The sequence below is a fragment of the Nocardioides luteus genome, assembly GCF_014648595.1.
GTDB classification, from domain to species: domain Bacteria; phylum Actinomycetota; class Actinomycetes; order Propionibacteriales; family Nocardioidaceae; genus Nocardioides; species Nocardioides luteus.
Map to the genome: position 1 here is coordinate 30,517 of NZ_BMRK01000017.1, position 21,824 is coordinate 52,340.

General features: G+C 69.0%; 22 protein-coding genes. 19 read left to right on the forward strand and 3 right to left on the reverse strand.

Going from position 1 to position 21,824, the window contains the following annotated elements:
- Positions 1 to 101: 101 nt before the first annotated feature.
- A complete protein-coding gene (locus IEY81_RS18585; RefSeq protein ID WP_189119985.1) occupies positions 102 to 695 on the reverse strand; it encodes a sunset domain-containing protein in 594 nt (197 codons plus the stop codon).
- Positions 696 to 871: 176 nt separating this feature from the next.
- Here IEY81_RS18585 and prmC point away from each other — a divergent pair, with 176 nt between their 5' ends.
- The 15 genes from prmC (at position 872) to IEY81_RS18660 (ending at position 13,657) form a co-directional block, all read left to right on the forward strand.
- Positions 872 to 1,729 (forward strand): peptide chain release factor N(5)-glutamine methyltransferase, encoded by an 858-nt coding sequence (gene prmC, locus IEY81_RS18590; protein WP_189119986.1) that lies wholly within the window; start codon positions 872 to 874, stop codon positions 1,727 to 1,729.
- Complete coding sequence (locus tag IEY81_RS18595) at positions 1,726 to 2,469, forward strand: L-threonylcarbamoyladenylate synthase (protein WP_306341461.1); 744 nt, start codon at positions 1,726 to 1,728, stop codon at positions 2,467 to 2,469. The genes prmC and IEY81_RS18595 overlap by 4 nt, the downstream gene beginning before the upstream one ends.
- The gene (locus IEY81_RS18600) at positions 2,469 to 3,647 is read left to right on the forward strand and encodes a glycosyltransferase family 4 protein (RefSeq protein WP_189119987.1); all 1,179 of its coding nucleotides are present in this window, start codon (positions 2,469 to 2,471) and stop codon (positions 3,645 to 3,647) included. Before IEY81_RS18595 ends, IEY81_RS18600 begins: the two co-directional genes overlap by 1 nt.
- Before the next feature lie 118 nt (positions 3,648 to 3,765).
- Complete coding sequence (locus IEY81_RS18605; protein WP_189119988.1) at positions 3,766 to 4,182, forward strand: hypothetical protein; 417 nt, start codon at positions 3,766 to 3,768, stop codon at positions 4,180 to 4,182.
- A gap of 113 nt (positions 4,183 to 4,295) precedes the next feature.
- Positions 4,296 to 5,102 (forward strand): F0F1 ATP synthase subunit A, encoded by an 807-nt coding sequence (atpB, locus tag IEY81_RS18610; protein WP_229787987.1) that lies wholly within the window; start codon positions 4,296 to 4,298, stop codon positions 5,100 to 5,102.
- An 86-nt stretch (positions 5,103 to 5,188) separates the two neighbouring features.
- On the forward strand, positions 5,189 to 5,392 hold the full coding sequence (locus IEY81_RS18615; protein WP_189119989.1) for an ATP synthase F0 subunit C: 204 nt from the start codon (positions 5,189 to 5,191) through the stop codon (positions 5,390 to 5,392).
- 26 nt (positions 5,393 to 5,418) lie between these two features.
- On the forward strand, positions 5,419 to 5,955 hold the full coding sequence (locus IEY81_RS18620) for a F0F1 ATP synthase subunit B (protein ID WP_189119990.1): 537 nt from the start codon (positions 5,419 to 5,421) through the stop codon (positions 5,953 to 5,955).
- A complete protein-coding gene (locus IEY81_RS18625; RefSeq protein WP_189119991.1) occupies positions 5,955 to 6,767 on the forward strand; it encodes a F0F1 ATP synthase subunit delta in 813 nt (270 codons plus the stop codon). Before IEY81_RS18620 ends, IEY81_RS18625 begins: the two co-directional genes overlap by 1 nt.
- A gap of 78 nt (positions 6,768 to 6,845) precedes the next feature.
- Positions 6,846 to 8,486, forward strand: a complete 1,641-nt coding sequence (gene atpA / locus IEY81_RS18630) for a F0F1 ATP synthase subunit alpha (protein WP_189119992.1) — start codon at positions 6,846 to 6,848, stop codon at positions 8,484 to 8,486.
- Between the two features lie 2 nt (positions 8,487 to 8,488).
- Entirely contained in the window at positions 8,489 to 9,415 is a 927-nt protein-coding gene (locus IEY81_RS18635; RefSeq protein ID WP_189119993.1) for a F0F1 ATP synthase subunit gamma, read from the forward strand.
- 26 nt (positions 9,416 to 9,441) lie between these two features.
- Positions 9,442 to 10,878: a F0F1 ATP synthase subunit beta gene (atpD, locus tag IEY81_RS18640; protein ID WP_189119994.1), complete on the forward strand. Its 1,437-nt coding sequence runs from the start codon at positions 9,442 to 9,444 to the stop codon at positions 10,876 to 10,878.
- Entirely contained in the window at positions 10,878 to 11,270 is a 393-nt protein-coding gene (locus IEY81_RS18645; RefSeq protein WP_189119995.1) for a F0F1 ATP synthase subunit epsilon, read from the forward strand. The genes atpD and IEY81_RS18645 overlap by 1 nt, the downstream gene beginning before the upstream one ends.
- Before the next feature lie 51 nt (positions 11,271 to 11,321).
- Positions 11,322 to 11,738 (forward strand): DUF2550 domain-containing protein, encoded by a 417-nt coding sequence (locus IEY81_RS18650; protein ID WP_229787988.1) that lies wholly within the window; start codon positions 11,322 to 11,324, stop codon positions 11,736 to 11,738.
- A gap of 103 nt (positions 11,739 to 11,841) precedes the next feature.
- Positions 11,842 to 12,459: a DUF1707 and DUF4870 domain-containing protein gene (locus IEY81_RS18655; protein ID WP_189119997.1), complete on the forward strand. Its 618-nt coding sequence runs from the start codon at positions 11,842 to 11,844 to the stop codon at positions 12,457 to 12,459.
- Between the two features lie 43 nt (positions 12,460 to 12,502).
- Positions 12,503 to 13,657 carry an MFS transporter gene (locus IEY81_RS18660; RefSeq protein WP_229787989.1) on the forward strand — a complete coding sequence of 385 codons (1,155 nt, stop codon included), beginning with the start codon at positions 12,503 to 12,505 and terminating at the stop codon, positions 13,655 to 13,657.
- 220 nt (positions 13,658 to 13,877) lie between these two features.
- Here IEY81_RS18660 and IEY81_RS18665 read toward each other — a convergent pair whose 3' ends face one another.
- On the reverse strand, positions 13,878 to 17,039 hold the full coding sequence (locus IEY81_RS18665) for a DEAD/DEAH box helicase (protein WP_189119998.1): 3,162 nt from the start codon (positions 17,037 to 17,039) through the stop codon (positions 13,878 to 13,880).
- A 376-nt stretch (positions 17,040 to 17,415) separates the two neighbouring features.
- On the opposite strand from IEY81_RS18665, the gene IEY81_RS18670 reads away from it, so the two are divergent.
- Positions 17,416 to 18,396: a helix-turn-helix domain-containing protein gene (locus IEY81_RS18670; RefSeq protein ID WP_189119999.1), complete on the forward strand. Its 981-nt coding sequence runs from the start codon at positions 17,416 to 17,418 to the stop codon at positions 18,394 to 18,396.
- A 10-nt stretch (positions 18,397 to 18,406) separates the two neighbouring features.
- Here IEY81_RS18670 and IEY81_RS18675 read toward each other — a convergent pair whose 3' ends face one another.
- Positions 18,407 to 18,979, reverse strand: coding sequence for a cob(I)yrinic acid a,c-diamide adenosyltransferase (locus IEY81_RS18675; RefSeq protein WP_189120000.1), 573 nt, complete (start codon positions 18,977 to 18,979; stop codon positions 18,407 to 18,409).
- 194 nt (positions 18,980 to 19,173) lie between these two features.
- On the opposite strand from IEY81_RS18675, the gene IEY81_RS18680 reads away from it, so the two are divergent.
- The 3 genes from IEY81_RS18680 to IEY81_RS18690 all read left to right on the forward strand — a co-directional run bounded on the left by IEY81_RS18680 (position 19,174) and on the right by IEY81_RS18690 (position 21,807).
- A complete protein-coding gene (locus IEY81_RS18680) occupies positions 19,174 to 19,482 on the forward strand; it encodes an STAS domain-containing protein (RefSeq protein ID WP_189120001.1) in 309 nt (102 codons plus the stop codon).
- Between the two features lie 95 nt (positions 19,483 to 19,577).
- Positions 19,578 to 21,605 carry an ethylmalonyl-CoA mutase gene (locus IEY81_RS18685; protein WP_189120002.1) on the forward strand — a complete coding sequence of 676 codons (2,028 nt, stop codon included), beginning with the start codon at positions 19,578 to 19,580 and terminating at the stop codon, positions 21,603 to 21,605.
- 22 nt (positions 21,606 to 21,627) lie between these two features.
- Positions 21,628 to 21,807, forward strand: coding sequence for a hypothetical protein (locus tag IEY81_RS18690; RefSeq protein WP_189120003.1), 180 nt, complete (start codon positions 21,628 to 21,630; stop codon positions 21,805 to 21,807).
- Positions 21,808 to 21,824 lie beyond the last annotated feature (17 nt).

Sequence of the window (21,824 nt, forward strand, 5' to 3'; positions counted from 1 at the left end):
CTCGCCGTCGATCTTCGACGTCTCGGCGCCGATTTTCGACGTCTCGCGGGAATGGGGAAGGCCGCATCCCCATCGGGATGCGGCCTTCGGGTGGGGCTGGGTCAGGCGTTGGCCTTCTTCTTGAACCCGACCACGAAGCCGGCCGCCTCGGCGGACTCGACGGAGTCGAAGTAGACCGACGCCTTGGTGCGGCCGTAGTAGGGGCTCGCGGTGGTGTGGTACTTCTTGCCGCTGCTGCCCTTGATGGCGTACGCAGCATCGGGGCTGCTGCCGTCGGCAGCAGGCCGCACGGCGCCGGCGTAGGGCGCGCCGTCGGTGGCGGGAGCCGCCTCAGCGGCCGGAGCGGTCTCCTCGACGGCGGTCTCCTCGGCGGAGGCAGCAGCGGCGGCGGTGACGCTCTCGGCCTCGGCGACGACAGCGGCCGAGTCGGCGTCGGTGACCTCCGCCGCGACCGGCTCAGCCGGCTCCGAGGCAGCCTCGGCGGTCGCCTCGACGGCCGGAGCCTCGACAGCGGTCTCCTCGGCGACGGGAGCCTCCTCGGCGGCCTTCTCGGAGGTCTCGGTCGCAGACTCGTCCTTGACGGCGTCGTTCGAGGCGGGGGCCTGGTCGCCCTTGCGGGCCGAACGTCCGAAGAAGAACCAGACGGCGGCGGCGATGACGAGAATGAGTGCAAGCAGCAAGAGCCACTTCAACATGGGGTGATGTTCCTTCCGGGGGATCTCTCGAATGTGGGGTGGTGGGGGCAGCACTGCACCCGGCGAGGTGTGCGGCCAAACCCGCGTCCCCCGTATGACCCGAAGAACCCATGAGACGCCCGAACGTTACCCTCAGCCGGGTAAAGCATGACTAACACATTCAGGAGCAGTTGCCCATGACCGCCCCGCGCACACTTCTGGCAAGTGCCCGAAAACTGCTGATCGAGGCCGGCGTCGAGAGCCCGGAGGCCGATGCGGCCATCCTGCTGGCCCATGTCCTCGACACCGACCGCAACCGCCTCTTCCTCGTCGACGACGTCACCGACGAACAGGAGAAGGCCTACGCGGACCTGCTCGCCCGCCGCGCGGAGCGCGAGCCGCTGCAGCACCTGACCGGGGTGGCGTACTTCCGTCATGTCGAGCTCGCCGTGGGTCCCGGGGTCTTCGTGCCGCGGCCGGAGACCGAGCTGCTCGCCGGCTGGGCGATCGAGCGCGCGGCCGAGACCGACCACCCGGTGGTCGTCGACCTCTGCACCGGGTCAGGGGCGATCGCCAAGAGCATCGCCGACGAGGTGCCGGCGGCGGACGTGCACGCGGTCGAGCTCTCCGAGGACGCCTACCCCTGGGCCGTACGCAACCTGTCCGGCACCGGCGTCGACCTGCGGCAGGGTGACATGGCCGACGCCTTCGCCGACCTGGATGGCACGGTCGACGTGCTGGTCTGCAACCCGCCCTACATCCCGCTGGAGGCGTGGGAGTCCGTCGCGGCCGAGGCACGCGACCACGACCCGGACCTGGCGCTCTTCTCCGGCCAGGACGGTCTCGACGCCATCCGAGTCCTGGAGAGGCGTGCCGCCGAGCTGCTCCGGCCCGGGGGAGTGGTCGGCTTCGAGCACGCCGACGAGCAGGGCCCCGACGGTGAGAACGGCGGCGCTCCGGCGGTCTTCAGCGGCACCGGACGGTGGGTCGACGTGCGCGATCACCTCGATCTGGCAGGCCGTCCGCGCTTCACGACGGCACAACTGGCAACATGAGCACTGTGACTGTGCGCTACCCGATCGCGACCGAGGACGAACAGACCGAGGCGATCGACGCTGCTGTCGCCGCGCTCCAGGCCGGTGACCTCGTGATCGTGCCGACCGACACGGTCTACGGCATCGCCGCCGACGCGTTCGACAAGGGCGCCGTGGCGGGGCTGCTCGCGGCCAAGGGGCGAGGTCGCTCGATGCCGCCACCGGTCCTGATCTCCAACGTCGCGACCCTCGACGCGCTGGCCACCCGGGTCCCCGACTGGGCGCGCGCCCTCGTCGAGGAGCTGTGGCCGGGAGCGCTGACGGTCGTCTTCCACCAGCAGCCCTCGCTGCAGTGGGACCTCGGCGAGGCCCGTCAGACCGTGGCCGTACGCATCCCCGACGACGACATCCTGCGCCGCATCATCGACCGGGTCGGTCCGCTGGCGACCAGCTCGGCCAACCGCACCACCAAGCCCGCCGCCACCAACGCCGACCAGGCCGAGGAGATGCTCGGCAAGATGGTCAAGGCGATCCTCGACGGGGGCGAGTCACCCGGCGGGGAGGCGTCCACGATCGTCGCCGCGACCGGTGACGAGCCGAAGATCCTCCGCGAGGGCGCGATCAGCATCGACCAGATCAACGAGATCATCTCCGAGCACGGCGTCGTGATCCGCCGACCGGGCGACCCGGACCCCGCCACGGCCGACACCGACGGTCCGGACGCCGACGGGCCCGACACCGACGCCGACCCAGAAGCCTGATGCGCGCCTACGTCCTCCTCTTCCTGGTCGCCGCCGTGGTGACCTACCTGCTCACCGTCGTCGCCCGCGAGTTCGCGATGCGTACGGGAGCCGTCGCGAAGGTCCGCGACCGAGACGTCCACGCCGTGCCGATCCCCTACATGGGCGGCGTCGCGATGCTGGGTGGGCTCGTCGCTGCGTACCTGGTCGCCCGTGAGCTGCCGTTCCTGGCCGACGCCCCCGACTTCGTGCTGCAGGACACCGGTGTGGTGATCCTCGCCGGCGCCCTGATCTGCGTCGTGGGCGTCGTCGACGACATCTTCGAGCTCGACGCCCTCACCAAGCTCGGCGGACAGGTGCTCGCGACCGCGATCCTGGTGGGCTTCAACCTGCAGTACACCTTCATCACCTTCCCCGACGGCACCCAGTTCGCCGTCGACCCGGCGCAGGGTGCGCTGCTCACCGGGCTCGTGGTGATCACCGTGGTCAACGCGGTCAACTTCATCGACGGTCTGGACGGCCTGGCCGCCGGCGTCGTCGGCATCGGCGCGCTGGCGTTCTTCCTGTTCTGCTACCAGTTCACCCGGATCAACGACATCGGCCGCGCCTCCACCGCGGCCCTGCTGAGCGTCGCCCTCGCCGGCGCCTGCGTCGGTTTCCTGATCCACAACTGGCACCCCGCGCGGCTCTTCATGGGCGACAGCGGCTCGATGCTGATCGGCCTGATCCTGGCCGCCAGCGCGGTCACGCTCTCCGGCTCCTACAGCGCCGGCGGTCTCAACGTGAACGCCTTCGACGCCTCCACCGCGCTCCTGGTCACCTTCCTGCCGCTGCTGCTGCCACTGACGATCCTGGTCGTGCCCCTGGTCGACCTGGTGCTCGCGGTCGTACGCCGCACCCGCGCCGGCCGCTCCCCGTTCGCCGCGGACAAGAAGCACCTCCACCACCGCCTCCTCGAGATCGGCCACTCCCAGCGCCGTGCCGTGCTGATCATGTGGATGTGGGCCGGCCTGATGTCCTTCGGGTCGGTCTTCGTGACCCTCTACCGCGGTCCGGTCGTGATCACCGGGCTGGCCGTCGCCACCGCGCTGATCGTCCTGCTCACCTTCGTCCTCCCGAAGATCCGCGGCGAGCGTACGGACAAGCTGCTCGAGGCGCCCGAGGAGCTGACCCCGCTGGAGCACCAGCCGCCGGCGTAGCGGGGCCTGCCTTGATCGATCGATTAGGGAACGTAAACCCGCTTGTGATAGTTTTCACGAGCGTTCCGGATCCGCTCCTGAACGCGTGAAATGCCCCCAGAGAGAACGGCCGCCGACGATGACGACCGCAACCAGCAAATCCAAGGTGCTGCGAGGTTCAGCCGCAGTGTCCGCGATTGCTGTGCTCGCGGCCCTCGCGGTGGCCTTCTTGATTTCGGGGTCCAGCGGCCTCGCCGGCGCCGCGATCGGATCGATCGCCACCGTCGTCGTGCTGGCGGCTGGGTCATGGACCATGTTCTCGATCGCGGCGAAGTCCCCGACGATGTCGCTCCCTGCCGCTGTCGGGATCTTCACGTTGTCCGGCATGGTTCTCTTCGTTGTTCTGCTGGTCGTCTCGAAGACCGGGGGAGATGCTGTCGTACGTCCCGCAGCCTTCTCGGTCATGGCGCTGACGGTCGCATGGACCACTACTTTTGCGTTCCTGGTGCGACGCGAGCGGATTCCGCTCTTCGACCTGCCTGGGGCGGACTCGTGACCCGTCAGTAACGCCTGATATCGTCCGGGCCGTCGGGGCGGCCGCCGGGACGATGCCCGAGCCTTCAAGAGCTCGCCACCCAGAATCGTAAGTTCGAACAAACAGGAGACAGCGTGAAGTCGCTTGCCGCCACCGTTATGGCGTCGGAGTCGGGGCCCCATATCCCGGGGCCTGCGGACTTCTTCCTCCCGCCGATCGTCGGGTCCGGCGACTGGGCTCTGACCAAGGTGAGCCTTCTGGTCCTGCTGTCCGTCGTGATCGCCTTCGGCTTCTTCTACGCCGCCTCACGCAAGGCTGCCGTGGTGCCGAGCCGTCTGCAGTTCGCCGGTGAGTACGTCTACGGGATGGTCCGCAACTCCATCGGCCGCGACATCATCGGCTCTCAGGACTACATGAGGTTCGTGCCGTACCTCTTCACGGTCTTCATCTTCATCATCATCAACAACTTCTACGGGGTCATCCCGTTCGTCCAGTTCCCGACGATGTCCCACATCGGCTACACGGCGGCCCTGGCGGCCATCACCTGGCTGATCTACAACATCGTCGGCATCGCGAAGCACGGCTTCGTCGGCTACCTCAAGCTGCAGACGGTGCCCAGTGGTGTCAGCGGCCCGATCCTGCTCATGATGGTTCCGTTGGAGTTCCTCTCCAACATCATCGTGCGCCCGTTCACGCTGGCGATCCGTCTCTTCGCGACCATGTTCGCCGGGCACCTGCTCGTGGCGCTGTTCTCCATCGGCGGTGCGTGGCTGCTCCTCCACTACGCTCCGGCGTGGCAGGGCGTGGCGGCCGGCCTCTTCGCCTTCCTGCTCGGCATCCTGGTGTCCTTCCTGGACATGCTGATCATGTTCCTGCAGGCGTATGTGTTCACCCTGCTCTCGGCGATGTACATCGCCGGTGCAGTCGCGGACGAGCACTGATCGGTTGGGGCTCGACCCCGACAGCTAAACCAAATTCGACGTACAACAACTGACGCACAAGGCGTCACAACCGAAAGGAAACCACAATGGGTGGCAGCGCAGACATGATCGGCCTCGGCCTCTCCGCGATCGGCCCGGGTGTCGGCGTCGGTCTGATCTTCGCCGCGTACGTCGCCGGCGTCGCCCGCCAGCCGGAGGCCCAGAGCCGCCTGCAGGCGATCGCGATCCTCGGCTTCGCGCTGTGTGAGCAGTTCTTCATCATCTCCCTGGCTCTCGCCTTCGTCCTCTGACGTAGGGAACTACTGAAGGTTCCGACATGATCCTTACCCAGGTAACCGCTGCGGAGACCGAGATCAATCCGTTGGTCCCGCACGTGCCGGAGATCATCCTCGGTGTCATCGTCATCGCCCTCCTCTTCGTAGGAGTCGCGAAGTTCATCGTTCCGAACTTCGAGAAGGCGTATGCCGACCGCACCGCGGCGATCGAAGGCGGCATCGAGAACGCCAACGCCAAGCAGGCCGAGGCTGACGCCAAGCTCGCCCAGCTGGAGGCCCAGCTGGCTGACGCCCGCCACGAGGCGGCCCGCATCCGTGAGGAGGCTCGCGAGCAGGGCGCGGCGATCGTCGCCGAGATGCGCGAGCAGGCTCAGGCCGAGGCGGCGCGCATCGTCGAGCACGGCAAGACCCAGATCGAGGCCGAGCGCCAGGCGGCGGTCACCTCGCTTCGCGCCGAGGTCGGCACGCTGGCCACCGGTCTCGCCGGTCGCATCGTCGGCGAGTCCCTCGACGACGACGAGCGTTCCAGCCGTGTGGTCGAGCGGTTCCTCGCTGACCTCGAGGCAGGGGTTCACTGATGGACTTCCGTGGAGCGTCGGCCGAGGCCGTTGCCGCCCTGACCGAGGAGCTGAAGACCGCTGTCTCCGCCTCTCCTGAGGCGGCGGCGAAGGCGGCCGACACCCTCTTCGAGGTCTCCCAGACCTTCCGCTCCGAGGCGGCCCTGCGCCGCTTCGTCACCGACGCCTCGGTGCCGCAGGAGGCCAAGACCGGCCTCGTCGGCGAGGTGTTCGGCGGGAAGGTCGACGCGACTGGTCTCGGCATCGTCGAGTCGGCGGTCAAGCACCGCTGGACGCACGCCGGTGACCTGAGCGACGCGATCGAGCGACTCAGCGAGATCGCCGCTGTCCGCAGCGCCGGTGGCGAGGCCACGCGCCTTGCCGACGAGCTCTTCGCGGTCCAGCAGGCCGTGCAGGAGACGCCGGAGCTGCGCGACGCGCTCTCCGACCCGGCTCGCACGACCGACGACAAGGTCGCGCTGGTCGACGACCTCCTCGGCGGCAAGGCGCTGCCCGCGACGGTCGCCCTGACCAAGCAGGCCCTGGCCGGCACCTACCGCACGGCCTCGGCCGCGCTGGGTGAATACCAGAAGGTCGCCGCGGCGGTCGCGGGCGAAGGCACCGCGGTCGTCCGCGTGGCAGCTCCGCTCTCGGAGGCGGACACCAACCGCCTGGCTGCAGCCCTCGCGAAGAAGTACGGCCGCGAGGTCCACCTGAACATCGTGGTCGACCCGGAGATCGTCGGCGGCATCAAGGTCTCGATCGGTGACGACGTCATCGACGGCACCATCTCCAGCCGCCTCGACGGGGCGCAGCGAGCACTCGCCGGCTGATCCGGCATCACGGCTCAACTGGCCGTATGACCCCTGTGTGACACAGACTTCGACGTAAGAACGAGAGAGAAGGCAGAGATGACGGAGCTCACCATCCGTCCCGACGAGATCAGGGACGCGCTGGCAAAGTACGTCGCGGACTACAAGCCCGAGGCGGCGAAGACCGAGGAGGTCGGCACTGTCGCGCGGACCGCTGACGGCATCGCCCAGGTCTCGGGCCTGCCCTCGGCCATGGCGAACGAGCTCCTCGAGTTCGAGGACGGGACCCTCGGTCTCGCCCTGAACCTCGAGACCCGCGAGATCGGTGTCGTCGTCCTGGGCGACTTCGACAAGATCGAGGAGGGCCAGTCGGTCCGGCGTACGGGCGAGGTCCTCTCGGTCCCCGTCGGCGACGGCTACCTCGGCCGCGTCGTGGACCCGCTCGGCAACGCGATCGACGGCCTCGGCGACATCGAGACCGTCGGCCGCCGCGCGCTGGAGCTCCAGGCTCCGGGCGTGATGCAGCGCAAGTCGGTTCACGAGCCGCTCGCCACCGGCATCAAGGCGATCGACGCGATGACCCCGATCGGCCGCGGCCAGCGCCAGCTGATCATCGGTGACCGTTCGACCGGTAAGACCACGGTCGCCATCGACACGATCATCAACCAGAAGCAGAACTGGGACTCGGGCGACCCCGACAAGCAGGTCCGCTGCATCTACGTCGCCATCGGCCAGAAGGGCTCGACCATCGCCTCCGTGCGTGGCGCCCTCGAGGAGGCCGGCGCGCTGGAGTACACCACGATCGTGGCCGCTCCCGCCTCCGACTCCGCCGGCTTCAAGTACCTCGCCCCCTACACCGGCTCGGCCATCGGCCAGCACTGGATGTACGAGGGCAAGCACGTCCTGATCGTCTTCGACGACCTGACCAAGCAGGCCGAGGCGTACCGCGCCGTGTCGCTGCTGCTGCGCCGCCCGCCGGGCCGTGAGGCCTACCCGGGTGACGTCTTCTACCTGCACTCCCGGCTGCTGGAGCGCTGCGCGAAGCTCTCCGACGAGATGGGCGCGGGCTCGATGACCGGTCTGCCGATCATCGAGACCAAGGCCAACGACGTCTCGGCGTTCATCCCGACCAACGTCATCTCCATCACCGACGGTCAGATCTTCCTGCAGTCCGACCTGTTCGCGGCCAACCAGCGCCCGGCGATCGACGTCGGTGTCTCGGTCTCCCGCGTCGGTAGCGCCGCGATGACCAAGGCGCTCAAGGGCGTCACCGGCTCGCTCAAGGTCGACCTCGCGCAGTACCGCGCGATGGAGGCCTTCGCGATGTTCGCCTCCGACCTGGACGCGGCCTCGAAGCAGCAGCTGGCCCGTGGTCAGCGGCTGATGGCGCTGCTCAAGCAGCCGGCCTACTCGCCCTACCCGATCGACGAGATGACCGTCTCGCTGTGGCTGGGCACCACCGGCCGCCTGGACATCGTCCCGGTCGAGGACGTGCTCAAGTTCGAGCAGGAGTTCATCGACTACCTGCGTCGCTCCAACGAGGGCATCCTTTCCGCGATCCGGGAGTCCCTGAAGTTCGAGGACTCCACCGAGACCGCGCTCGGCGAGGCCTACGACTCCTTCCTCGACCAGTTCGAGACCTCGGAGGGTGCTTCGGTCAAGCCGGGCTCCGCCAAGGAGGAGGCCCTGGCTGACGAGGACGTCGAGCAGGAGCAGATCGTCAAGCAGAAGCGGGGCTGACCATGGCCGTGTCAGTGCGTGAACTCCGCGCGCGGATCAAGTCGACGGAGTCGATGAAGAAGATCACGCGCGCCATGGAGCTCATCGCTGCGTCCCGGATCATCAAGGCGCAGCAGCGGGCCAATGCGGCCGCGCCGTACGCCCGTGAGCTCACCCGCGCCGTCTCTGCGGTCGCGACCTACTCCAACGTCGACCACCCGCTGACCACCGAGCCGGAGTCGCCCACCCGCGCCGCCGTGCTCGTGGTCACCAGCGACCGTGGTCTGGCCGGCTCCTACTCCTCGAGCGTGCTCAAGGAGGCCGAGGGCCTCGTCGAGAAGCTCAAGGCCGAGGGCAAGGAGATCGACCTCTACGTCACCGGACGCAAGGCCGAGGCCTTCTATAAGTTCCGCGGCCGCGCCGTGGAGCAGGCCTGGACCGGCTTCTCGGACCGCCCGGACTACACCGCGGCCAAGGAGATCGGCGAGAAGCTGATCGACGTCTTCGTCGAGGGCACCGAGTCCGAGAAGGCTGTCGCTCCCGGCGTCGACGAGGTCCACGTGGTCTACACGCGGTTCGTCACCATGATGACGCAGAAGCCGACCGCCGTACGCCTGCTGCCGCTGGAGGTCGTGGAAGGCACCGAGGCTCCGGCCGAGGGTGACGTCCTGCCGCTCTACGAGTTCGAGCCCTCGGCCGAGGCCGTGCTCGACTCGCTGCTCCCGCAGTACGTCGTGAGCCGGATCTGGTTCGCGCTGCTGCAGTCGGCCGCCTCCGAGCTGGCTCAGCGTCAGAAGGCGATGAAGTCGGCCACCGACAACGCCGACGAGCTCATCAAGAAGTTCACCCGGGTCGCCAACCAGGCTCGCCAGGCCGGCATCACCCAGGAGATCAGCGAGATCGTCGGTGGCGTGAACGCGCTCGCCGACGCCCAGGCTGCGAACGACTGAGAACCCACAGAAAGACTGACTAGAAAATGACCGCACAGGTTGACGAGAAGACCACGACGGGCCGCATCGCCCGCGTGATCGGCCCGGTCGTCGACGTGGAGTTCCCCGTCGACGCCATGCCGGACATCTACAACAAGCTCGAGGTCGAGGTCACCATCAACGGTGAGACCTCGATCCTGCCGCTCGAGGTCGCCCAGCACATCGGTGACGGCATGGTCCGCGCGATCTCGCTGAAGCCGACCGACGGCGTCGTCCGTGGCGCCACCGTGACCGACACCGGCGCCCCGATCACCGTGCCGGTGGGTGACGCCACCCTCGGCCACGTGTTCAACGCGACCGGCGACATCCTCGATGTCGACCCGGCCACGGTCGAGGTCAAGGAGCGCTGGGGCATCCACCGCAAGGCTCCGGCCTTCGACCAGCTCGAGTCCAAGACCCAGATGTTCGAGACGGGCATCAAGGTCATCGACCTCCTCACCCCCTACGTGACCGGTGGAAAGATCGGCCTCTTCGGTGGTGCGGGCGTCGGCAAGACCGTCCTCATCCAGGAGATGATCGCCCGAGTCGCCAAGAACCACGGTGGTGTCTCCGTGTTCGCCGGTGTCGGCGAGCGCACCCGTGAGGGCAACGACCTCATCCACGAGATGCAGGAGGCCGGCGTCTACGACAAGGTCGCCCTGACCTTCGGCCAGATGGACGAGCCGCCGGGCACGCGTCTTCGCGTGGCCCTCTCGGCGCTGACGATGGCGGAGTACTTCCGCGACGTCCAGGGCCAGGACGTGCTGCTGTTCATCGACAACATCTTCCGCTTCACCCAGGCGGGCTCCGAGGTCTCGACCCTGCTGGGCCGCATGCCCTCGGCCGTGGGTTACCAGCCCAACCTCGCCGACGAGATGGGCATGCTCCAGGAGCGCATCACCTCGACGCGTGGTCACTCGATCACCTCGATGCAGGCGATCTACGTGCCGGCCGACGACTACACCGACCCGGCTCCGGCGACCACCTTCGCCCACCTCGACGCGACCACCGAGCTCTCCCGTGAGATCGCCTCGCTGGGTATCTACCCGGCGGTGGACCCGCTGACCTCGACCTCGCGAATCCTCGACCCGCAGTACATCGGTCAGGACCACTACGACTGCGCGGTCCGCGTCAAGCAGATCCTCCAGCGCAACAAGGAGCTGCAGGACATCATCGCGATCCTGGGTGTCGACGAGCTGTCCGAGGAGGACAAGATCATCGTCTCCCGCGCCCGCCGTATCCAGCGCTTCCTCTCGCAGAACACCTACGTTGCCAAGCAGTTCACCGGCATCGAGGGCTCGACGGTTCCGGTCAAGGACACCATCGAGGCGTTCAACAAGATCGCCGACGGTGAGTACGACCACGTCGCCGAGCAGGCGTTCTTCATGTGCGGTGGCCTCGACGACGTCGAGGCGAAGTGGGCCGAGATCCAGAAGAGCCTCTGATGACGGACGCACTTCAGGTGGAGCTCGTCGCTGCAGACCGGGTGGTCTGGAGCGGCGGGGCCACCATGGTCATCGCCCGAACGGTCGACGGTGATGTCGGCGTCCTGCGCGGTCACGCGCCGGTGCTGTCGGCTCTCACCGACGCGGTCGTGGAGATCACTCCGGAGGAGGGCACCGAGGTCATCGCGACCGTCGACGGTGGCTTCCTCTCGGTGGCCAACGACCGTGTCTCGATCCTGTCCGAGCACGTGCTGCTGGCCCACGAGATCGACCTCAGCAAGGCCGAGGTCGAGCTCGAGGAGGCCCGTCGCCTGCTCGGCACCAACGACGACGCCGAGAAGCGCATCCGTCGTGCCGAGGCACGCATCCGCGCTGTCGAGAAGGCCTCCTAGGGAAAGAGGGGCGATACCCGGATGGCATGGTGGGAGCTGGTCTTGGCCGTTGTGGCCGCATCGCTTCTGCTTGTCCTCGCCTATGGCATCGGGATCGCCGTACGTCGCCGTCTGCTCGCCCGCAACGGCGGCGTCTTCGAACTGAGCCACCGCGTCCGGGACACCCGTCCCGGGCGCGGTTGGGTCATCGGCATCGGTCGATACTCCGGCGACACCCAACTGGAGTGGTTCCGCATCTTCTCGCTCTCGCCCAAGCCGAAGCGGGTCTGGCGGCGGGTGGAGATCGCTTACATCTCCAGCCGCTCCCCGGAAGGGATCGAGGAGCTGGTCCTCTATCCGGAGAGCCTGATCGTGACCTGCGAGGTCCATGGCGAGCTCATCGACCTGGCCATGGACCAGCAGACGCTCATCGGCTTCCAGGCGTGGCTCGAGTCCCGCCCGATCCGGTCCAACTGGACCGTCTTCTGATCGATCACTCCTGACCGATCCTGGTGGAACACCAGGGTCGGTCTTCGTGCATTCGGGGGCTTCCCTGATTGTCCGGAGGCCGTCTCCGGCGGATTGTTGAGGTATGTCCTCAACTGCTCCCACTCCCAGCCCAGCCCAGCCGACCCCGCCCACCCCGCCGGTCTCACCCGCGGGCGACGAGCTCCGCTGCACCGACGCCGACCGCGACCGAGTGATCGACCTGCTCAAGGCGTCCTACGCCGACGGCCGCCTCGACCAGGCCGAGTTCGACCTCCGGTTCGACCTGACCATGAAGGCCAAGACGTACGCAGCCCTCGAGCCGATCACCCGCGACCTGGTCGCGCAGCCCACGCCGCCGCCGGCGGCCGCGAAGGCCGCTCGCGACCTGCTTCCCCCGCCGACCACCGAGGAGCGGCTGCTGGCCGCGCTCGCCCAGGCGACCACCTGGGTGCCGGTCGTCGTCGGCCCCGCGATCCTCTACTACACCGTCGGCAAGCGTTCCGAGTTCGTGAAGCACCACGCCGCCGGCGCGCTCAACCTGCAGCTGACCCTGCTCGCGGTCACGATCGTGACCTTCGGGCTCGGTGGCGCGCTCTACGGGATCGCGTGGATCCTGGCGACCGCCTTCGCGGTGATCGCGCTCGCCGGCGCGCCGTTGCGCCAGCCGTGGGTGCTGCCCCTCTTCGGCCGCGGCGGACCCTACGAGAAGAAGCCGGAGTGATCCCCGGGGGTGGATGCGACCGGAGGCACACTAACCTTCCTGTGTGACGCCTCTTTACCGTGCCCAAGCCGGATCGGTCGTGGCGTTCGCCACCAACGGGCTGCTGTCGGCCACGTTCATCTCCCGGATCCCCGCGCTGCGCGAGAGCCTCGGGCTGAACAACTCTGCGGTCGGCCTGATGCTGCTGGCGATGGGCCTCGGCTCCGTCGCGGCGCTGCCGCTCGCCGGGGGACTGGTGATGCGCTGGGGCGCTGCCCGGGTCGTACGCCGCTGCGCGATCCTCTGCGTCGCCGCCCTGTGTCTGGTGGCGATCTCGGCCAGCTGGTTGGAGCAGGTCTGGCTGGTCGGACTGTTCCTGGTGGCGTACGGCGTCGGCTACGGGGTCTGGGACGTCGCCATGAACGTCGAGGGGGCCGCGGTCGAGCGGCTGGGCGGCAAGACCCTCATGCCCCAGCTGCACGCGATGTGGAGCGTCGGCACCGTGATCGGTGGGCTGCTGGGCATCGCGCTGGTCGGCACGCTGCCGACCGTATGGCACATCGCCGGCGTCGCCGCCGTCGCGCTGGCGGTCTGCTGCTGGGGGACCGCCGGGTTCCTCCCCGCCGAGGCGCCGCCTGAGGGCCACTCACCACGGCGCGAGCTGATCGCCGCCTGGCGCTCGCCGCACACCCTGCTGCTGGGCCTGATGGTCCTCGCCTTCGCCGCCGCGGAGGGAAGCGCCAACGACTGGGTCTCGCTCGCGATGATCGACGGCTACGACGTCAGCCACCGGGTCGGGGTGGCGTGCTACGCCGCGTTCGTCCTCTGCATGAGCATCGCCCGCTTCGCCGGCGCCAAGGTGATCGACCGCGTCGGCCGCCAGCCGGTCCTGATCACCTCGGCGGTGCTCGCCGGGCTCGGGATCCTCCTCGCCGTCTTCGCCGGCACCTTCGGCCTCGCCCTGGTCGGCATCGTGCTCTGGGGCTTCGGCGCCGCCCTCGGCTTCCCGCTGGGCATCAGCATCGCCGCCGACGACGAGACGAGCGCCGCCGCCCGCGTCTCGGTGGTCTCCACCCTCGCCTACGGAGCCTTCCTCGGCTTCCCGCCCATCCTCGGCGCCGTAGGCGACCAGATCGGCACCCTGAACGCGCTCCTCGTCGTAGCCGTCCTCATGCTCCCCACCGCCGCCCTAGCCGCCACCGTAGCCCGCCGCCGCTGACCCTTCGTTCGCCGAGTCGGCGCATCTGCCCCACGTACGGACACTGAGTCGGCGCGTTTGTCCCGCTCACGATCGTCGAGTCGGCGCATCTGCCCCATCTACACAACAGGTTCGGTGACCACTCGGAGCAGTTGCGCCGACTCGGCGTGAAATCCTGGGGCAGTTGCGCCGACTCGGCGTGAAAGCCCGGGGCAGTTGCGCCGACTCGGCGGTTAGAGGGTCAGTCGAAGAGGGCGCGGATGTCGTCGGCGCCGATGGTGGAGCCCATGGCGCCCTCGCCGTCGACGACCTTGGCGAAGAGCTCGGCCTTGCGCTCCTTGAGCTCCATGACCTTCTCCTCGATGGTGTCGGTGGAGACGAGGCGGTAGACCATGACGTGCTGGGTCTGGCCGATGCGGTGGGCGCGGTCGACGGCCTGGGCCTCGGCAGCAGGGTTCCACCAGGGGTCGAGCACGAAGACGTAGTCTGCCTCGGTCAGGGTGAGGCCGACGCCGCCGGCCTTGAGCGAGATCAGGAACACCGGGGCGTCGCCGTCGCGGAAGCTCTCGATGACCGCGCCGCGGTCGCGGGTGGCGCCGTCGAGGTAGGCGGCGTCGATGCCGGCATCGGCCAGGCGGGTGCGGGCACGGCCGAGGAACGAGGTGAACTGGCTGAACACGAGCGCCTTGTGGCCCTCGGCGGCGAGCTCCTCGATGTGGTCGACCAGGGTGTCGAGCTTGGCCGAGCCGACGTCGTCGTCCTCGGGGTCGACGAGGCCGGGATCGAGGGAGAGCTGACGCAGCCGGGTGAGCGCGCTGAGGATCGCGACCCGGTTGTCGTTGAAGTCGTCGAGGAGGTGCAGGATGCGCTGCCGCTCCTTGGCCAGGTGGGCGTCGTAGATCTTGCGGTGCTCCGCGTTGAGGTCGACGCCGAGCACCTGCTCCTGCTTGGGCGGCAGGTCGTCGGCGACGAGCTCCTTGGTGCGCCGCAGCAGGAACGGCCGCAGCCGGGTGCGGAACCGGCGCAGCGCGCCGTCGTCGCCCGACTTCTCGACGGGGGAGACGACCGTGTCACGGAACATCCGCGGGCTCGGGTAGAGCCCCGGCGCCGTGATCGAGAGCAGCGCCCACAGCTCCATGAGCCGGTTCTCGAACGGCGTGCCGGTCACCGCGAGGCGCCAGCGGGCGTCGATGCGGCGGGCCGCGGCGTACGTCTTGGACTGGTGGTTCTTGACCTGCTGGGCCTCGTCGAGGACGAGCCCGGCCCAGGGGCGGCCGGCGAAGGCGTCCTGCTCGAGCCGGAGGATCGCGTAGGTGGTGATCACGACGTCGGCGTCCTCGCGGGCCGCGGCCACCGAGTCGACGCGCTTGCTGACGGTGCTCACCCGGAGTCCGGGGGCGTGCCGGCGGGCCTCCTGGACCCAGGCGGGTACGACGCTGGTCGGCGCCACCACGAGATAGGGGTCGCGCCGCCCGGGCTGGGCGTGCACCGCGTGGGAGATCGTGGCCAGCACCTGCAGCGTCTTACCGAGACCCATGTCGTCGGCGAGGATGCCGCCGAGGCCCTGGTCGTGCAGGAACGCCAGCCAGTGGAAGCCATCGAGCTGGTAGTGGCGCAGGTCGGTCGCCAGCCCGGTGGGCTCGGGACGGGGGATCTCACGCAGGTCGCGCAGCGCCTGGGCCCGCTGGACCCACTCGGCCGCCTGCTGGTCGACCACGCCGAGCTCGGCGAGCTCGGCCCAGACGCCGAGGTCGTGCTTGCCGACGGCGATGCCGTCGCCGGAGCGCTCGTGGAGCTGGCCGGCGGCCTGGACGACGTTGCGGAGCCGGTCGAGCTCGGGTCGGTCGGTCGTGATGTAGGTGCCGCTGGGCAGGATCAGGTGGTCGTCGCCGCGGGTGAGCGCCGCGAGGACGTCCGGGAGCGGCACGGCCTCGCCGCCGATCCGGATCACCACCTGCAGGTCGAGCCAGTCCTGGCCGAGCAGATCGTCCCCGTCGGTCGAGGTGACCTCGAAAGAGATCTCCGGGTCGTCGTCGGTCTCGCGGAAGTCGGGCCGTTCCACCTCGGTGACGTCGACGCCCTCGATCTCGCGCAGCGCCGGCAGGTCGTGGATGGCGAGCGCGAGCGCGTCGCCGTCGCGTACCTCCTGCTTGCGGAGCAGCTCGGCCGAGACCTTCGCGCGGAGCACGGCCTCCTCGGCGGGATCGCGCACCAGGCCGAGGTCCTCGCGGGAGTCCACCGGGTAGTGACGTACGCCGTAGGCCCATGTCCAGCCGAGCGTGGCATGCGTCGAGCTGCGCCAGGTCACGGTCAGGCTCAGTCGCGGGGCAGGAGGCTCGGGGATGTCGAGGGAGTCGTCGCTGGAGCGCAGCGGCACCAGCCGAGCCAGCGGGCCCAGCAGCGCGCTCAGGGTGCCGATCTCGGCCTCGGGCACGGTCAGCGGCTCCCGAGCCGTCACCAGCCGCTGCGCGTGCGTGGAGAGCGGGCCGGAGAGGTCGCCCAGGTGGAGCACCCCGGCGTCGAGCACACCGACAGAGCGGGTCGGGCGGCCGATCGGGAGAACCGTCGGGCCGGAGTAGACCCGCTCGCCGTGGGCCAGGCCGAAACGGAGCACCGCCTCACCCTCCTCACGGCGCAGCTCGCCGGCGAGCGAGAGCGGGTCGTCGAAGATCACCACGCCGCGTACGTTCTCGCCGGGCAGCACGGTCACGCCGCCACGGATCGCGTCGCGGAGCAGGCCGACGGCGTGCTCACCGAAGTCGCCGAGGCTGAGCGAGGAGCCGCGGGCGTAGAGCAACCGGTCGGGCCGCAGCTGGCGGGCGAGCTCCTGCAACGGCAGTAGCTGGCTGCGCGGGAAGTCCTTGCCGGGCACGGCGCTGGGGATGTTGGACCAGTCGGCGCCGGTCTTCGCCCAGCGCTCGCGGTTGCCCATCCGCATCGGCCGGAGCTCGACGGTGGGGGAGCCGGCGACGGCCGAGCGCGGGCTGTGCACGTCGATCTCGAGGGCCAGCGGCGGCAGGTCCTCCTCGGGCTTGTTGTCCTCGGCGAGCTGGCCCAGCAGCGTACGCAGCTCCGTCTCCCACGAGGGGCCGCGCGAGGTCGCCGAGCCGGCGAGGACGAGGCCGAGGGCGGCGCCGTGCTTGCAGCGGTTGTGGACCGGGCAGCTGCACGAGCTGGTCAGCCGCGCACTGTAGTTGCGGTACTCCAGGTTGAGGGTGACGCGGTACGGCGCGGGGCCGCTGCCCCGGACCTCCGCGGTGGCGCGCAGGGTGGTGCTGCCGATCTCGCTGACCTGGGGCTCACCGACCCGGCCCTCGTTCGCGTACGCCTGGCCGCGCTCCATCGTGGGTGGGTCGAAGGTCTCGCGGAGTACGTCGTTCGTGAGAGCTTCGAGCAAGGACACCCGACCTAGTCTTCCAGCATGAGGCCGGTTCTGCGACTTCGTGGGCGCTAGGGGTGAGCAGCGTCTCGTACGTTGCGGTGGCACTGGTCTAGACCAGTGGCCGCCCAGCGGATGCCTCGAGTGCATTCAGCGGTCTGCATAGGTGCACGGGCGCCGTCGTCGAGAGCCGACCGAATCCGCAGGTATCGGGACATCCCCGAAGCGCAAAATGAAAGCCACCTCGATCCGAGCGGGGGGATCCGGACCGAGGTGGCGATGAATACTTTCGGCCAAGTCGACGGCGAATGCAAGTCGAACCGCCCTGGCGGGAATGTGACGTGTCGTATATCTGCCATGATGTGCGTCGTTCGATCTCCTCCACGGAAAGGCACCCCGGATGCTCGATGCGCTCGGACTCGACCACCTCGAGGAGACGGTCTACCGCCAGCTGGTCGGTGCGCCGTCGGCCAATCTCGAAGAGCTGGCGGAGGCCGCCGACCTGGACGGTTACGCGGTCTCGGCGGTGCTGGCCGCACTGGAGGGCAAGGGCCTGGTCGCCCGGGCCTCGGCGGGCCAGGACCGCTACGTCGCCTCGCCACCGGCGGTGGCGCTCGGGGCTCTCCTGGTCCAGCGGCAGGACGACCTGCGCCGCGCCCAGGTGGAGATGACCGAGCTGGCCGGGCTCTACCGCGGCTCGGTCGCGCGCCGGGACGTGGCCGACGTCGTCGACGTCGTGCACGGCACCGAGGCGATCGCGCAGCGCTTCGCCCAGCTGCAGTACTCGGCGAAGAAGTGCATCCAGGCTCTGCAGAAGCCGCAGGCCGCCGTCGTCACCCGGGAGGACGCCGACGAGGCGGAGCGGGCGGCCCTGGAGCGCGGCGTACGCCACGACATCGTGCTCGAGCGCTCCGTCTTCGACACCCCGGGCATCTACGAGTCGATCGACTCCGGGCTCGAGATCGGCATCGAGCTGCGGGTGGTGCCTTCGGTGCCGCTGCGGGCCTTCATCGTCGACCGCGAGATCGCGCTGATCCCGCTGATGAACAGCGAGCACAAGACGGTCCAGGACGCGCTGCTGCTCCACCCGAGCGGTCTGCTGGACGCGATCACCGCCCTCTTCGACCTGATCTGGAGCTCGGCGCCCAAGCTCGTCGCCACGCCCGAGGGCGCCGTCGAGACCGCTGCGGACCGCCTCGAGCCCCTCGACACCAAGGTGCTCTCGCTGCTGCTGGCGGGCCTGACCGACGCCTCCATCGGCGCGCAGCTCGGGCTCTCCCTGCGTACGGTCCAGCGACGGGTGCGCCAGATGATGGACCGCGCGCAGGTCGACACCCGCCTCCAGCTCGGCTACGAGGCCGGGCGCCGCGGCTGGCTGTGACGCCGACGGGTCAGCGCTCGCCGCCCGGCACCCACAGGACGTCGCCCTGCTCGCGGTTGGCGTGGCGGGCGAGGATGAAGAGCAGGTCGCTGAGCCGGTTGAGGTAGGTCAGGGCGAGCTTGTTCATGGTCTCGCCGTGGACGGCGTATGCAGCCCAGGCCGCCCGCTCCGCACGCCGCACCACCGTGCGCGCGACGTGCAGGTGAGCCGCGGCCACGGTGCCGCCGGAGAGGATGAAGGAGCGCAGCTTCTCCAGGGTCTCGTTGTATTCGTCGCACCAGGCCTCGAGCCGGTCGACGTAGGCCTGCTCGACACGGAGCGGGGGGTACTCGGGGTTCTCGACGACGGGGGTCGACAGGTCGGCGCCCACGTCGAAGAGGTCGTTCTGGATGGTCGTCAGCATCGTGACGATCTCGGGGGCGATCCCGCCGTGGGCCAGTGCCACACCGATCGCCGCCCCGGCCTCGTCGGTGGTGGCGTACGCCTCGAGCCGGAGATCGGTCTTGGCCGTCAGGCTCATGTCGCCGAGCCGGGTCTCACCGGCGTCGCCGGTGCGGGTGTAGATGCGCGTCAGGTTGACCATGCGCCGAAGCCTAGACGGCCTCCGTCCCGCCGATCGTGGTCGATCGACAGGAAATAGTGACAAAAGTGACGAATGAGGCGCATGAGGTGCAACCAATTGAATGTGCCACGCGTCATAGTGGGCAAGAGGGAGCGCTGTTCGAGGCGTGAAAATTCTGTCCAGGGGTACCCCATCGCGGGAAATGGAGGCAGGACATGGAGATCGTGATCGACGGGCCGACGCTGGTGTTCAGCGGGGACTTCGACGTACGCAGCACCTGGATGGCTCGGAGCGTCATCTACGACCATCTCGCCACGGTCGAGGGCGACGTCGTCCTCGACTTCTCCGAGGTCGACAACGCCGACCTGACCGCCTTGAAGCTGCTCGCCGTCGCCACCCGCCAGGCGCGCGCCGAGGGTCGCCATCTCATCCTGCAGGGCTGCACCCCGGCAGTGCGCCGGATGCTCCACCTCTCCCGCCTCTACCGGGTCCTCGACGTGGAGAGGTCCCCGCTCATCGCCTAGCCGCTCGACGCAGGTGGCGGCGCGGGTAAAGGGAGTGGGATTTTCCACACTGGACGTGGTTACTGAGTGGTAACCGAAGGGCTAGCATGCCTTCTATGACGGACACCACGCCTTCCGAGAAGAGCCGCCCGGCGAAGGATCGCTCTTGGTTGATGCGGACGTACGCCGGCCACTCGACGGCCGAGGCGTCCAACCAGCTCTACCGCACCAACCTGGCCAAGGGTCAGACCGGACTGTCGGTCGCCTTCGACCTGCCCACGCAGACCGGCTACGACCCCGACAGCACCCTCGCGCGCGGCGAGGTCGGCAAGGTGGGTGTGCCGATCATGCACATGGGCGAGATGCGCAAGCTCTTCGACCAGATCCCGCTCACCGAGATGAACACCTCGATGACGATCAACGCGACCGCGATGTGGCTGCTCGCGATGTATCAGGTCGCCGCCGAGGAGCAGAACCCCGGCATGGACCCGGCCGAGGTGGCCGCCAAGCTCGCCGGCACCACCCAGAACGACATCATCAAGGAATACCTCTCCCGGGGGACGTACGTCTTCCCGCCGGAGCACTCCCTGCGGCTGATCAGCGACATGATCGCCTACACGGTCCACCAGATCCCGAAGTGGAACCCGATCAACATCTGCAGCTACCACCTGCAGGAGGCCGGCGCGACGCCGGTGCAGGAGATCGCCTACTCGATGTGCACCGCCATCTCCGTGCTCGACGCGGTCAAGGCCTCCGGCCAGGTCTCCGAGGAGGACTTCGGCAAGGTCGTCGGCCGGATCTCGTTCTTCGTCAACGCAGGTGTGCGGTTCGTCGAGGAGATGTGCAAGATGCGCGCCTTCGTCGAGCTGTGGGACGAGATCACCCGCGAGCGCTACGGTGTCGAGGACCCGAAGATGCGCCGGTTCCGTTACGGCGTGCAGGTCAACTCCCTCGGCCTGACCGAGGCTCAGCCGGAGAACAACGTCCAGCGCATCGTGCTCGAGATGCTCGCGGTGACGCTCTCCAAGAACGCGCGGGCCCGCGCGGTGCAGCTGCCCGCCTGGAACGAGGCGCTCGGCCTGCCGCGTCCGTGGGACCAGCAGTGGTCGCTGCGGCTGCAGCAGGTGCTCGCCTACGAGTCCGACCTGCTCGAGTACGGCGACCTCTTCGACGGCTCGCCGGTCGTCGAGGCCAAGGTCGCCGAGCTCGTCGCCGGCGCCAAGGAGGAGATCGACCGGGTTCAGGCGATGGGCGGTGCGATCGCTGCGGTCGACAGCGGTTACATGAAGTCCGAGCTGGTCTCCTCCCACGCCCGCCGTCGCGCTGCGATCGAGTCGGGCGAGGAGATCATCGTGGGCGTCAACAAGTTCACGACCACCGAGCCCTCGCCGCTGACCGCCGACCTGGACGCCGCGATCATGGTCGCCGACCCGCGCGCCGAGGAGGCCGCCAAGGCCTCCCTCGAGGCCTGGAAGGCCGAGCGCGACGAGGCAGCCGTCTCCGAGGCGCTGGCCGCGCTCGCCGCCGCCGCCAAGACCGACGCCAACCTGATGGAGGCCACCCTGGCCGCTGCCCGTGCGGGCGCGACGACGGGGGAGTGGGCCGGCACCCTGCGCGAGGTCTTCGGCGAGTTCCGGGCCCCCACGGGCGTCTCCGGCGCCGTCGGCGCGGCCGAGGCCGGCGCCGAGCTGGCGGCGGTACGCGACCGGGTCAAGGCCACCGGCGAGGAGCTCGGCGTCAAGCTGCGCATGCTCGTCGGCAAGCCGGGTCTCGACGGTCACTCCAACGGCGCCGAGCAGGTCGCCGTCCGGGCCCGCGACGCCGGCTTCGAGGTCATCTACCAGGGCATCCGGCTCACCCCGGAGCAGATCGTCGCCGCGGCGGTCGCCGAGGACGTACACGTGGTCGGGCTGTCCATCCTCTCCGGCTCCCACATGTCGCTCGTGCCCTCGGTGGTCGAGGGCCTGCGTGAGGCAGGCCTCGGTGACGTACCCGTCATCGTGGGCGGCATCGTGCCCGAGTCGGACGCCAAGGCGCTGATCGGGTCGGGCGTCGCGGCGGTCTACACGCCCAAGGACTTCAGCCTCACCGAGATCATGGCCGACATCGTCGAGGTCGTCCGCAAGGCCAACGGCCTGGCCTGAGGACGGCGGTTACCCTTCGGGCGTGGGTAAGAAGAAGAGCAAGCCTCCGAAGCGGGAGTGCTGCGTGTCGAAGCCGCGCTGCAAGCGCTGTCCGATCCGCATGCTCGAGGAGGGCACCCTGCCCGAAGGGATGACGGTCAAGAAGCGTCGTCTGGTCACCCTCGACGGCAAGCCGGTCAAGAAGAAGCATCTGGCCGCTTGACCGGAAAGGGGGCGCCA